The sequence below is a fragment of the uncultured Caulobacter sp. genome, from assembly GCF_947036865.1.
Classification (GTDB): Bacteria; Pseudomonadota; Alphaproteobacteria; order Caulobacterales; family Caulobacteraceae; genus Caulobacter.
Genome location: NZ_CAMQSF010000001.1, coordinates 232178 through 243936, shown reverse-complemented (window position 1 = coordinate 243936; position 11759 = coordinate 232178). Strand labels below are relative to the sequence as shown.

Annotated in this window: 11 protein-coding genes and 1 tRNA gene; 4 read left to right on the top strand and 8 right to left on the bottom strand. The window is 68.0% G+C overall.

Annotation, left to right across the window (positions count from 1 at the left end; translation table 11 throughout):
- Nucleotides 1–96: 96 nt before the first annotated feature.
- Nucleotides 97–171: transfer RNA gene (locus Q0V34_RS01160), tRNA-Gly, on the bottom strand.
- Between the two features lie 588 nt (nt 172–759).
- On the opposite strand from Q0V34_RS01160, the gene Q0V34_RS01155 reads away from it, so the two are divergent.
- The 4 genes from Q0V34_RS01155 (at nt 760) to Q0V34_RS01140 (ending at nt 3669) form a co-directional block, all read left to right on the top strand.
- Nucleotides 760–993 carry a hypothetical protein gene (locus Q0V34_RS01155; protein ID WP_297506641.1) on the top strand — a complete coding sequence of 78 codons (234 nt, stop codon included), beginning with the start codon at nt 760–762 and terminating at the stop codon, nt 991–993.
- A 248-nt stretch (nt 994–1241) separates the two neighbouring features.
- On the top strand, nt 1242–1700 hold the full coding sequence (locus tag Q0V34_RS01150; protein WP_297506639.1) for a recombinase family protein: 459 nt from the start codon (nt 1242–1244) through the stop codon (nt 1698–1700).
- A 41-nt stretch (nt 1701–1741) separates the two neighbouring features.
- Nucleotides 1742–3103 (top strand): S9 family peptidase, encoded by a 1362-nt coding sequence (locus Q0V34_RS01145; protein WP_297506637.1) that lies wholly within the window; start codon nt 1742–1744, stop codon nt 3101–3103.
- An 83-nt stretch (nt 3104–3186) separates the two neighbouring features.
- Nucleotides 3187–3669, top strand: coding sequence for a winged helix-turn-helix domain-containing protein (locus Q0V34_RS01140; RefSeq protein WP_297506635.1), 483 nt, complete (start codon nt 3187–3189; stop codon nt 3667–3669).
- A 25-nt stretch (nt 3670–3694) separates the two neighbouring features.
- Here Q0V34_RS01140 and Q0V34_RS01135 read toward each other — a convergent pair whose 3' ends face one another.
- The 7 genes from Q0V34_RS01135 to hisC all read right to left on the bottom strand — a co-directional run bounded on the left by Q0V34_RS01135 (nt 3695) and on the right by hisC (nt 11749).
- Nucleotides 3695–5452 (bottom strand): ATP-binding protein, encoded by a 1758-nt coding sequence (locus Q0V34_RS01135; RefSeq protein ID WP_297506633.1) that lies wholly within the window; start codon nt 5450–5452, stop codon nt 3695–3697.
- A gap of 323 nt (nt 5453–5775) precedes the next feature.
- Nucleotides 5776–6105: an EF-hand domain-containing protein gene (locus tag Q0V34_RS01130; protein ID WP_297506631.1), complete on the bottom strand. Its 330-nt coding sequence runs from the start codon at nt 6103–6105 to the stop codon at nt 5776–5778.
- Between the two features lie 99 nt (nt 6106–6204).
- Nucleotides 6205–7458: a Xaa-Pro peptidase family protein gene (locus Q0V34_RS01125; protein WP_297506629.1), complete on the bottom strand. Its 1254-nt coding sequence runs from the start codon at nt 7456–7458 to the stop codon at nt 6205–6207.
- A gap of 128 nt (nt 7459–7586) precedes the next feature.
- Nucleotides 7587–8804: an RtcB family protein gene (locus tag Q0V34_RS01120; protein WP_297506627.1), complete on the bottom strand. Its 1218-nt coding sequence runs from the start codon at nt 8802–8804 to the stop codon at nt 7587–7589.
- Between the two features lie 332 nt (nt 8805–9136).
- A complete protein-coding gene (locus Q0V34_RS01115) occupies nt 9137–9523 on the bottom strand; it encodes a biopolymer transporter ExbD (RefSeq protein ID WP_297506624.1) in 387 nt (128 codons plus the stop codon).
- A gap of 3 nt (nt 9524–9526) precedes the next feature.
- Entirely contained in the window at nt 9527–10465 is a 939-nt protein-coding gene (locus tag Q0V34_RS01110; RefSeq protein WP_297506622.1) for a prephenate/arogenate dehydrogenase family protein, read from the bottom strand.
- Between the two features lie 162 nt (nt 10466–10627).
- Nucleotides 10628–11749 (bottom strand): histidinol-phosphate transaminase, encoded by a 1122-nt coding sequence (gene hisC, locus Q0V34_RS01105; RefSeq protein ID WP_297506620.1) that lies wholly within the window; start codon nt 11747–11749, stop codon nt 10628–10630.
- Nucleotides 11750–11759 lie beyond the last annotated feature (10 nt).

Below are 11759 nucleotides of genomic sequence, written 5' to 3'. Positions count from 1 at the left end.
TGTTCAGCGGTGCTTCCAAGCGCCGATCGCGCGGTCGCGCGCGGCGGACAACCACGATGGGGATTGGTCTAGACTTCCGGGCTGGATCGGCGGCCTTGGAGCGGGCGGGGGGAATCGAACCCCCGACATTCAGCTTGGGAAGCTGACGTTCTACCTCTGAACTACGCCCGCAAATCCTAGGAAGTTCAACTATTTACCAGTCAGTTGAAGTGCTGCTGCCAGCACGTTTTACAGACCGTTTTACAATTTCGTTCCGAGGACGTTCCCTCTAGCCGGTCTTTGCCGCTCCCTCAAGGCGCCTGATCAGCATTTCAGCCATCGTAGAAGGATCGACATAGTGCTTGCGGATGTTGCTCACCCGGTTGACGGTCGCGGTCTTATCCAGGCTGACAAAACTTGAACTGAAACCAACATTTCTGGACCACGTGAATTCAAGACGGGCTTATACCCCCTCCGACGACCACTTTGATTATTGTTTTCATTGATTTTTTTACGTTCGACTATGCCGCCGCCCTCAGAGCCGTCTTGACGAAACTTGACGCGCCTCAAGATGCGTTCGCCCAGCCGATGCGGTGGTTACGCCGGCTCCCTTATCGTCTCTAGGGCGGAGATGGCAGACCGCCTATTGCACCGGCGATTGAGGCGGACCATTTCCGGTATGGCGTCAAATTGAGGCACATGACGTCGGGAGACGGTCCGGAGACCAAGGATCGCCCCCGACCTATCCCGGAACTTCATTCGGTCTGCTATCCGGAGAGGATGAGCCAGGAAGCCCGAGTCCTTAGACGCATCGATAGCGCGGACGGTAAGCGCTATGCCGAGCTAACCGCGCGCGGCGGCTTCTATGTTTTTGAGGAGTACGCTGAAGACCGCGACGGCGAATACGTGTTCATGGCGCCAAGTCACTGCTCTGGTCTTTATGCGACCCAAGCGGAAGCTGAGCGCGACATGATCGCTCAGCTTTCTTGGATCAGAGACTCCGGCGCCTCTTAACCAACCTTCTCCGTCCCTCCCAACGTCAGCGTCGGAAGCTCCAGAACCGCCGGAACTCACCTCTGCTACCCCACCAGCGGACGACCTCGTTTCGCCCGCCAGTGACTCACTAATCGATTTCTCGACGCCCCCCCGGTAAGGGGATGTCGACCGCCCTCTAGCGCGGACAATACGCCGCAACAGGCGGTGACCGCCGTTGACTCCGGGCGCGCTCGATACGAGAACATATGGCGAACACGGAGAGCCCCATGACGCCCCCACGCGCCGGTCAGCGCGCGAGCCCGCACGCGCCTGTTAAAGACCGGATCAGGGGGAGCTCTAAGATCGGAGCTCGCGCGGCGACCAGTGACAACCAGGTCCGGGAGATCGAGGCCGCCGGCTTCAAGGTCGAGCCCAAGCGGATCATCAAGGAGACGATCTCAGGGTCTCACGCCGCCATGGAGCGTCCCGAGTTCGCAAAGCTGGTGGACCGCCTTGAGAGCGGGGACGTCCTGATCTTCACGAAGCTCGATCGCCTCGGTCGCAACGCGATGGACGTCCGCGCGACCGTGGAACGGCTGGCGAGCGACGGCGTGCGCGTTCACTGCCTCGCGCTCGGCGGCGTCGACCTCATCAGTCCCGCAGGAAAGATGACGATGGGGGCACCACCGGCACGCTGCTGGGCAACCAGCGCGAGGGCGTCGGCGTCGAGCGCGTCGACACCCTGACCCTGGCGCGCACGCCGGTCGAGCCGCCGCGCGGCGACGCGGTGGTCTACATCTCGGACCAGCACGGCGCGATCCGGGTGGTGGGGCAGCGGCTAAAGACCAATATCGGCTACAGCACCTCGCGCATGAACTATCTCTATCGCCCGGCGGGCGGTGGGGCCTGGACGCCGCTCAGCAGCTATGACGACGACGCCCACACCGGTTTCGCGCCGGTGTCCGTGGATCGCGAGCTGAACGCGGCCTACGGCTTCGAATGGATCGACGGCCGCATGGCGGTGGTGCGGCTGTCCCTGGACGGCGCGATGAAGCCCGAGGTGCTGGCCGCGCGCGACGATGTCGACGTCGACCGGCTGATCCGCATCGGCCGCGATCACAAGGTCGTCGGCGCCAGCTATGCGGTCGAGAAGCGCGAGGCGCTGTTCTTAGATCCGGCCCTCGAGGGCCTGGCTCGCGCGCTTTCGCGGGCCCTGCCGGGCCACCCGGGCGTCCACTTCGTCGACGCCAGCCAGGATGGATCGCGGCTGCTGCTGTGGGCCGGCAGCGACGTCGATCCCGGGCGCTACTACCTGTTCGATCGCACGGCCAAGAAACTCAGCGAAGTGATGGCGGACCGGCCGCAGCTGGACGGCATGAAGCTCTCGCCGGTCCAGCCGGTCAGCTACAAGGCGGCCGACGGGACGATGGTGCCGGCCTATCTCACGCTGCCGCCGGGTAGCGACGGCAAGAACCTGCCGGCGATCGTGATGCCCCACGGCGGACCCAGCGCGCGCGACGAGTGGGGCTTCGACTGGCTGGCGCAGTTCTTCGCGCATCAGGGCTACGCGGTTCTGCAGCCGAACTATCGCGGGTCCAGCGGCTACGGCCAGGCCTGGTTCCAGAAGAACGGCTTTCAGTCCTGGAAGACGGCGATCGGCGACGTCAACGACGCGGGGCGCTGGCTGCTGAGCCAGGGCGTCGCCGAGCCGGGCAAGCTGGCCATCGTCGGGTGGTCGTACGGCGGCTACGCGGCGCTGCAGTCGTCGGTGCTGGATCCCGAACTCTTCAAGGCCGTGGTGGCGATCGCCCCGGTCACCGACCTGGACGCCTTGCGCGAGGAGCGGCGTGAGTTCATGGACTTCAAGATCTACGACGCCTTCATCGGCCGGGGTCCGCACGTGCAGGAGGGCTCGCCCGCCCGCAACGCCGACAAGATCAAGGCGCCGGTGCTGCTGTTCCATGGCGACGAGGACTCCAATGTCCGGATCGGCGAGTCGCGCCTGATGCAGGCTCGGCTGAAGGCGGCCGGACGGCGGGTCGAGCTGATCGAGTTCAAGGGCCTCGACCACCAACTCGACGACGCCGCCGCGCGCGCGCGGATGCTGGACCAGGCCGACGCTTTCCTGAGGACTTCGCTCGGTTTCTAGCCTCGGCTCCGGCCAAGCTGACCCAATTGCGCCGCACCCTGCTCGCCTTATGCGATCGAGACAGGGACGGAGGCGATTGTCGCGTGACCATTCAGACACCCGCGCTGGGCGGCGAGGAGCGCGATCGCGAGCCGCGCCGCCTCAGGTTCGGCGCGGTGAGCATCGACCTGGAGACGCGTCTGGTGCGGACGCCGGGCGGCGGCGGGGTTCTGGAGCCGCGCGCCTTCGACGTGCTGCTGACGCTGTTGGAGCGCCCCGGCCTGACCGCCTCCCACGAGCATCTGATCGAGACCGTCTGGCGGGGGATCGACGGTTCCAGCCGGGCGCTTGGCCAGGCGGTCGCCGGGCTGCGCGGCGCTCTGGGCGACGACGCCCGCGCGCCGCGTTTCATCGAGACCGTGACGGGCCTGGGCTATCGCTGGATCTACGAGGAGCCGCCGCTGTCGCCGGTTTCGCGTTCGCCATTCTGGTCCGCCTGGATCGCGCGTAACGGCCGGTTGGCCACCATGATCGGCGGCCTTGGCGGCGACGTCGAGGCTTGGGGACGCGGAGCTCGCCGCCGCTAGAGCGCTATAGCCGAAAGTGCGGGCTCTAGACGGGGAGGGGGCCCAGGCAGCGGCCCAGCGTGTCGGCCAGGGCCGAGACCTCGATCGGCTTGGGCAGGATCTCGTCCATCCCGGCGGCGCGATAGCCTTCCATCTCCTCCTCCAGGAGGCTGGCGGTGACGGCGACGATCGGCACGCGGCCTTCGCCGCGCTCCTCTTCCTCGGCCCGGATCAGGCGGGCGGCCTGGACGCCGTCCATGACCGGCATGTGGACGTCCATGAAGATCGCGTCCCAGCGCCGCGCGCGCCAGGCCTCCAGGGCTTCGCGTCCGTCGGCGGCGAAGCCGCACTCGACCCCGAAAGGCTCCACCAGGGCCGCCACGATCCGGCGGTTGATGGCGTTGTCGTCGACCACCAGCAGGCTGCGGCTGTCCGAGGGCGACGAGACGGACGCGGAGCCCTCGATCGCGGCCGGCGCGACGCGGGGACAAGGCGCCACCAGGGTGAAGGTCGAGCCCGCGCCCAGGGCCGACTCGACCCGGATCTCGCCGTCCATGTGCCTGGCCAGGGCTCGGCACAGCGCCAGGCCGACCCCCAGCCCGCCGGCCTCCCGGGTCGAGGAGTCGTTGGCCTGGGCGAACTGTTCGAAGATTATCGCCAGCTTTTCGGGCGGGACGCCCTCGCCGGTGTCGGCGACCTCGATGCGCAGGCGGTCGGCCTCGCAGAGGATCCGACAGTCGATCCCGCCCTCGCGGGTGAACTTCAAGGCGTTCTCGATCAGCTCGCCGGCGATCTGGCGCAGGCGGGCGATGTCGCCCAGCCGCGTCTCGTCCGCGCCGGCTTCCAGCAGAACGGTCAGCCTGAGCTTCTTGGCCTCGGCGACCGGCCGATAGATGTCGTCCAGCAGCCAGGCCAGGGTGGCGGGGCGGAACGGCTGCGGATCGATGTCCAGCGACCCGTCCTGCAGGCGCGACAGGTCGACGATGTCGTCGACCATCTGCCGCAGCCGCCGCGCCGCGCTCTTGATCTCGGTGACCTGATCCTGCGCGGACGCGGGCAGGGGCGCGCGGGCCAGAACCTGGCCCAGGCCCAGGATGGCGTTGAGCGGCGTGCGCATCTCGTGGCTGACGGCGCCCAGGAAGCGGGACTTGGCTTCGTTGGCGGCGGTGGCGCGGCCCCGAGCCTCTTCCAGTTCGCGCGTGCGCAGCGCGACGCGGTGCTCCAGTTCGCGGTTCAGGCAGTCCAGATCGTGGCTTCGGCGCGCGATGTCGCGAAGCAGATCGCGGTTCTCGTCCCGCAGGCGGATGGCGTCCACCAGCAGGGCATGGTTGTTCCGGTGGCCGGCCAGCATCACCAGCCAGAAGATGACGCCCAAAACGCCCAGAACGCCGTCCTCCTGGCTCGCGAGGATCATGGTCAGGGACGCTGGCAACAGGATCAGCGTGATATAGAGCCGGCCGGTCATCTTGAGCGGGGCCAGCACGCCCGTCGCGCCGCCGGCCAGGGCGGACAGCACCACGATCACGACATAGCGCCCGCTCTGGCTCTCGATCGGGAAGCGGGCGCAGGCCAGATAGGCCCACAGCGCCGCGCTGACCAGCAGGCCCGCCGAAAACACCCCGGCGAGGACATCCAGGCGCTCGCTCAGAAACCGGCCTCGGAGCGAGGCCACCAGCAGGCGGTCGACGATCAGGCGCGCGGCCAGCACCGCCAGGGTGATGGCCAACCAGGGTCCATGGAAGCCGATTTCCCGCCCGCCCATGGCCAGGGTCACGCCGATCGCCGCCGCGGCCTGCACCGCCATGGTCGCCAAGCCGTTGCGCGAGGCCTGACCCAGGAGCGCCAGCGCTAGAGGCTGCTCCCTTATCCGCGATCGGGCGCGTGGCTGTTTCATCTTCGCGTCTAGGAAATCGTTTGCGCGACTATGCTCCTGTCAAGCTGCCAGGTCAGCCCGTCGGGTGCGCGACAAAGCGACACGCCGGACGGCTAACGGCCTGATAACCTTGCTGAATCGAGTCGACGCGCTGGATGTGCGCCCTCGCCGCGCGGTCATCGGCGCGGGCCAGAACGCGAAAACGCCGCCCGGAGGACCGGGCGGCGTCGAACCTGGGCTCGCGAGCGCGCGCCTTATTGCTGGGGCGGAGCGCCTTGCGGCGGGGGCGGCGGGGCGCCGCCGCCTTGTTGCTGCATGCGGTACTGACGCATCTTTTCCAGAGCGGCCTTCAGCTCGTCGAGCGTGATCTTGCCGTCGTTGTTGGCGTCGACCATCGCGAAGCGCTCTTCCGGACGGCCGGCGGCGGTCCATTCGGCCTTGTCGACGGCGCCGTCGCCGTTGGTGTCCCAACGCTTGAAGATGTCCTCCGGCGCCGGCATCTGGCGCGGGGCGTCCTGGGCCAGGGCGACGCCGGCGGCCAGGGTGGTGATCGAGGCAAGCGCGACGAGGAGCGTGCGGCGCATGGAGGGTGTTTCCTTCCCGGGTGAATGTCCCGACCGATTCCAATGCCCCGCTTTTGTTGCGGCCATGTTTCGAGATTGCGGCGCTCGCGGACGGGCGGCTCAGCCCATGGGCTTGTCCAGCGAGGTCGGCGGCTGGCTGAACCAGCGCGGGCCGTCGGCGGTCATGTGGATGCAGTCTTCCAGCCGCACGCCGAACTCGCCGGGGATGTAGATGCCCGGCTCGTCCGAGAAGCACATGCCCGGCGCCAGCTTGGTGGTCTCGGAGAGGACGAAGTTCACCGGCTCGTGGCCGTCCATGCCGATCCCATGGCCGGTGCGGTGCGACAGGCCCGGCAGCTTGTAGCGCGGACCCCAGCCCAGGCTGTCGTAATAGGCCCGCACGGCGCGGTCGACCGCGCCGGCCTCGACGCCGACCTGGGCCGCCTCGAACGCCACCTGCTGGCCGCGCGCCACGTCGTTCCAGACCTTGCGTTGGCGGGCCGTGGGCTGGCCGAACACGAAGGTGCGCGAGATGTCCGACTCATAGCCGCCGACATTGCAGCCGCAGTCCATCAGCACGACCTGGCCCTCGCTCAGCACCTGGGGCTGGCGCGAGCCGTGCGGATAGGCGCTGGCCTCGCCGATCAGGATCAGGTTGAAGCTGACCCGCGCGCCTTGCGCGACGGTGAAGTCGCTCATCAGGGCGGCGATGTCCTTGGGCCCCATGCCGGCGCGCACGTTCGCGTGGGTGTGGCGCAGGGCGGCGACCGTGATGTCGGCGGCGGCCTGCATCAGCGCGATCTCGGCCGGCGACTTGATCATCCGGCAGCCGCGAAACACCGCCGCGCCCGAGCCGATCTCCGCGCCCGGCATCGCGGCCTTCAGGCCATCGACGATGAACAGGCGGGTGGTCTCCTCGATGCCGATCTTGCCCGAGGCCAACTTGCGGTCGGCCAGCAGTCCCGCGGCGATCGCATAGGGGTTCTCGTCCTCTTCCCACGGACGCACCTCGGCCGGCACGCTCAGGCTCTGGCGGATCGAGGGCTCCTCGAACTTCGGCATCACCATGCCGACCGGGCCCTCGCGCGGGATGATCGCCAGCACCGGCCGCTCGCTGCGCCCCCACTGGGCGCCGGTGAAATAGTCCATCGACGAACCGGCCTCGGTGATGATCGCCGAGAGGCCGAGCTTGCTCATCAGCGCCTGGGCGCGCGCCAGCCGCGCTTGACGCTCGACCGGGCCGATCAGGGCGAGGCCGTCGGTCATCTTCTTGGCAGGCGCTTGGAGCGCCCAGGCCGGAGCGCCCGCGGCCACCGCGCCGGCTGCGACGCTTCCCAGAAAGCCGCGGCGATCGAGCGCCAGCGATGCGGTCATGTCGTATTCCCCTGAGACCCTATCGCCGACGAGGCGCGGCGTCGTTGGCTCCTTTTCGGCCGGGCGGGCCGAGACTGGCAAGCCCTCAACGCGAAACGCCGCCCGGTCTTTCGACCGGACGGCGTCCGCTAGCCCTTCACGCAAACGACTTGGCGCAGCGTGTGCACGATGTCGACCAGATCGCTCTGGGCGGTCATCACCGCGTCGATGTCCTTATAGGCCATCGGCGTTTCGTCGATCACGTCCGCGTCCTTCCGGCACTCGACGCCGGCGGTGGCCGCCACGTGGTCGGCGATGGTGAACCGGCGCTTGGCCTCGTTCCGGCTCATCGCCCGCCCGGCCCCGTGCGAGCACGTGCAGAACGAGTCCGGGTTGCCCCGGCCGCGCACGATGAACGACTTGGCGCCCATCGAGCCCGGGATGATGCCCAGCTCTCCGTCCTTGGCCGACACCGCGCCCTTCCGGGTCAGGTAGACGTCCTTGCCGAAGTGCTTTTCCCGCGACACGTAGTTGTGGTGGCAGTTCACCGCGTGCTCGGTCACGGTCAGGTCCGGGAACGTCTTCTTCAGCACGGTCAGGACCTGGTCCATCATCACCTCGCGGTTAGCCAGGGCGTACTTCTGCGCCCAGGCCACGGCCCGGACGTAGTCGTTGAAGCCCTCGCTGCCTTCGGCGAAGTAGGCCAGGTCCTCGTCCGGCAGGTTGATGAACCACCGGCGCATCTCGTGCTTGGCCCGTTCGATGAAGTAGGTCCCGAACCGGTTGCCGACGCCCCGCGAGCCCGAGTGCAGCATCACCCAGACGTCGCCGGCCTCGTCGACGCACAGTTCGACGAAGTGGTTGCCGGTGCCCAGCGTGCCCAGGTGGCCGTAGCCGCGCGGGTGAGCCGCCTTCGGGTTGCGGGCCACGATCTCGTCGTAGCCGTCCTTCAGGCCCGCCCACTTCTCGGCCGCGATGGCCGGCGGCTCGGACTGCCAGGCGCCCTTGTCGTTGCGCCCGCCGTTGTCGGTCCGGCCGTGCGGCACGGCGGCCTCGATGTCGGACCGGACGCCGAACAGGTTGTCCGGCAGGTGTTCGGCCCGGATCGAGGTGCGCGCCGCCATCATGCCGCAGCCGATGTCGACGCCCACCGCCGCCGGGATGATCGCCTTGTAGGTCGGGATTACCGAGCCCACGGTCGCGCCCATCCCCCAGTGCACGTCCGGCATCACCGCCACGTGCTTGTGGATGAACGGCAGGCTGGCGACGTTGCGCAGCTGCTTCAGGGCGGAGTCCTCGATCGGGACCCCTTGGGTCCACGCCTTGATCGGCGCGCCCTCGCTTTCGATATGCGTGAAGCCGCTCATCGGCTTCTCTCCTCTTGCTCCCCCTCCTGGCGTCAGGGCCGGCAAGTGTTTCCGCACAAACGAAAAACCCCTCCGGCTCAAGGCCAGGAGGGGCTTTTTCGGACTTCCCGAGTTCCGTCGAACCCTAGACCGTGATCCCCTCCAACGCGCGCGCGTTCGCATACTCGACCTGGCGGTCGAGCATGGTGAACAGCGGCGAATTGGTCCGGGCTTTGTGCGCCATGGTCCTCATCCTTCGGGAGCCGGCCGATTACGCTGTTATGCAACGCGCCGCCAGATGGCGTTTCACGAGGCTGACGCGGAAGTTGAGGGGTGTGGCGAAAAGGTCGCGTTCAGGGCCGCGGCGCGGGTGGGGCTTCATTGATGAGGCCGACCTTGCTCCAGCCGTGGCCCTGCAGGCGATTGAGGACCGCCATGAAGTCTTCGTACTTCACGTTGCCGGGTGCTCGGATCATGACGCGCTGCTGATCCGCCGGCACGCCGGCGAAGCGAGCCGCCACATCTTGGGTCAGGGAGTTGAGCGTCGACGGCTTGCCGTCGACCATCAGATGACCGTCGGGCTGGATGTTGACGAAGACCGGGCCGTTTTTTACGGCCGCGACGGGCTCGGCCGGTGGAAGGTCGATCTTGATGCGAACCACGTGGGTACCGAGCAACGCGGCGATTACCGCCACGAGGCCGACCAGAACGCCGACCGCGATCTTGATCCCCCGCTCCATCGCCTAGCTCTTCCCGCGATCGCGCCCGAAGTTGGGCTCCGCGCTCTCCTGGCCCGCCGCCACGATGCCCCGGCGGATCGCGCGCGTGCGGGTGAAGTGGGCGTGCAGGGTGTCGGCGTCGCCCCAGCGGATGGCGCGGCTCATGGCCTGCAGGTCCTCGGTGAAGCGGCCCAGCATCTCCAGCACCGCGTCCTTGTTGGCCACGAAGATGTCGCGCCACATGGTCGGGTCGCTGGCGGCGATGCGGGTGAAGTCGCGGAAGCCCGAGGCCGAGTACTTGATGACCTCGTTCTCGGTGACGTTCTCCAGGTCCGCGGCGCTGCCGACGATCGTGTAGGCGATCAGGTGGGGCAGGTGGGAGACGACGGCCAGCACGAGGTCATGGTGCTTCTCGTCCATCAGCTCGACCTGGGCCCCGAAGGCGCGCCAGAAGGCCGACAGCTTGGCGACGGCGGCGGCGTAGGCCTCGGCCTCGCTGTCGAGCGGGGTCAGGATCGTCCAGCGGTTCTCGAACAGCTCGGCGAAACCGGCGTCGGGACCCGACCGCTCGGTGCCGGCGATCGGGTGGCCCGGGATGGCGTGGATTTTCGAGAGATCCTGGGCGCGGAAGGCCTCGCCGACATTGCCCTTGGTCGAGCCGACGTCGGTCAGGGTGGCGCCGGGCTTCATGGCCGGGATCACCTGGGCGGCGAGTTCGGGGATCGACAGCACGGGCGTGGCGATGACGACCAGGTCGGCGTCCTTGACCGCCTCGGCGATGTCGCCGGTCACATGATCGGCGATGCCCAGTTCGGCGACGCGGGCGCGGTGGGTCTCGCTGGCGTCGGTCACGGTGACCTCGCCGACGACGCCATGCTGGCGCGCCGCGCGAATGATCGAGCCGCCGATCAGGCCGCAGCCGATGACGGTGAGCTTGGGGTAGAGGATACCGGGGTTAGACATGGATAAGGCTCACTCTCATCCGTTCTTCCCGGCGAATGCCGGGACCCAGATTCATCCCGGGCGTTTGGGGTGAACGCGCCATGCGGCCGCGCTGGCCAGATAGGCATTGGGGGGCTCGATCTGGGCCCCGGCATTCGCCGGGGAAATCGGGGAGTCGGAAGGTCATTGCCCCAGAAACTCGCCGAGCAACGCCACCACGGCCCGGTTCTGCTCTTCCAGGCCCACCGTGATCCGGATCGAGTCCGGCAGGCCGTAATTGGCGACGGCGCGGACCAGATAGCCTTTCGACGCCAGGAAGGCCTCGGCCTCCTTGGCGGTCTTGCCCGGCGTGGTCGGGAAGGTCGCCAGCACGAAATTGGCCGCCGACGGCGTCACCTCCAGCCCAAGTCCGCCCAGCTGCTGGGCCAGCCACGGCCGCCACTGCTCCACCAGCGCCAGCGAGCGGGCCTGGAAGTCGTCGTCGAACAGGGCCGCCACGGCCGCTTCCTGGCCGGGGATCGAGGTGTTGAACGGCGGGCGGATGTGCTCGATCGGCGCGATGATGTGCTCGGGCGCGTAGCCCCAGCCCACCCGAAGCGCGGCCAGGCCGTGCAGCTTCGAGAAGGTGCGCGTGACGATCACGTTCTCGGCCGCGCGGGCCAGATCCAGACCGTCCTCGAAGCGCGGGTCGCTACAGAACTCGGCATAGGCGCCGTCCAGGACCAGCACCACCGACGGCGGCAGGGCCGCGTGCAGGGCGCGGATCTCCTCGCCCGTCAGCCAGGTGCCGGTCGGGTTGGCGGGGTTGGCGATGAAGACCAGGCGCGTGCGCTCGTCGACGCACTTGACCACCTCGTCGATGTCGATGCGGTGGTTGATCTCCTTGGCCATCCGCACCTCGCCCTGACAGGCGCGGGCGCCGATGGCGTAGGCGGCGAAGCCGTGCTCGCCCTGGACGATGTTGTCGCCGGGCTCCAGATAGACCTGGCACAGCAGGGCGAAGATCTCGTCGCTGCCGTCGCCGAAGGTCAGGCGCTCGGGCTCCAGATTGAAGCGCTTGGCGACGGCGTCGCGCAGGATATTGGCCTTGCCGTCCGGATAGATGTGCAGCCGATCGACGGCGTCGCGATAGGCCGCCTTGGCCTTGTCGCTGCTGCCCAGGATGTTCTCGTTGCTCGACAGCTTGACCGGATGGGCGATGCCTTCGACCTTCGACTTGCCGCCGACATAGGCGTGGATGTCCAGGATCCCGGCCTTGGGCACGGGACGGGGCGCGGCGAAGCGATCGGTGGTCGGGGCGGTCATCGGCTTACTC

Coding starts and splice junctions, on each gene's coding strand:
- Q0V34_RS01155 (WP_297506641.1), top strand. CDS start 760: ATGAGCCAGGAAGCCCGAGTCCTTAGACGCATCGATAGCGCGGACGGT.
- Q0V34_RS01150 (WP_297506639.1), top strand. CDS start 1,242: ATGACGCCCCCACGCGCCGGTCAGCGCGCGAGCCCGCACGCGCCTGTT.
- Q0V34_RS01135 (WP_297506633.1), bottom strand. CDS start 5,452: ATGGCGGTGCAGGCCGCGGCGGCGATCGGCGTGACCCTGGCCATGGGC.
- Q0V34_RS01130 (WP_297506631.1), bottom strand. CDS start 6,105: ATGCGCCGCACGCTCCTCGTCGCGCTTGCCTCGATCACCACCCTGGCC.
- Q0V34_RS01125 (WP_297506629.1), bottom strand. CDS start 7,458: ATGACCGCATCGCTGGCGCTCGATCGCCGCGGCTTTCTGGGAAGCGTC.
- Q0V34_RS01120 (WP_297506627.1), bottom strand. CDS start 8,804: ATGAGCGGCTTCACGCATATCGAAAGCGAGGGCGCGCCGATCAAGGCG.
- Q0V34_RS01115 (WP_297506624.1), bottom strand. CDS start 9,523: ATGGAGCGGGGGATCAAGATCGCGGTCGGCGTTCTGGTCGGCCTCGTG.
- Q0V34_RS01110 (WP_297506622.1), bottom strand. CDS start 10,465: ATGTCTAACCCCGGTATCCTCTACCCCAAGCTCACCGTCATCGGCTGC.
- hisC (WP_297506620.1), bottom strand. CDS start 11,749: ATGACCGCCCCGACCACCGATCGCTTCGCCGCGCCCCGTCCCGTGCCC.